Source organism: Streptomyces hilarionis, assembly GCF_024539675.1.
GTDB classification, from domain to species: domain Bacteria; phylum Actinomycetota; class Actinomycetes; order Streptomycetales; family Streptomycetaceae; genus Streptomyces; species Streptomyces hilarionis.
Genome location: NZ_JAHHIT010000760.1, coordinates 1 through 263 on the forward strand (window position 1 = coordinate 1; position 263 = coordinate 263).

General features: G+C 46.4%; 1 protein-coding gene. It reads right to left on the reverse strand.

Going from position 1 to position 263, the window contains the following annotated elements:
• Positions 1-263: winged helix-turn-helix domain-containing protein (locus KMS84_RS40265; RefSeq protein WP_256921612.1), on the reverse strand; the 263-nt coding region annotated here is incomplete at both ends.

The following is a 263-nucleotide window of genomic DNA, read 5'->3' on the forward strand; positions in this document are numbered from 1 at the left end:
TTCATGTCCCATACCTGAGATATGATCTGTGTACGACTCAGGACAATTCCCGTATTTCTCATTAAATAGTGCAGAAGTGCGAATTCCTTCGTTGTTAAGTCGATACGCTGACCGTCTCTAAACGCCCTATGACGGCTTTGATCCAGCTCCAGATCGGCTACGCGAATGATCTCAACAGATGCTGGATTATCAGACCTGCGCATCAGTGCGCGAACTCGAGCAAGCAGTTCCGGGAATTCAAAAGGCTTAATTAGGTAATCATC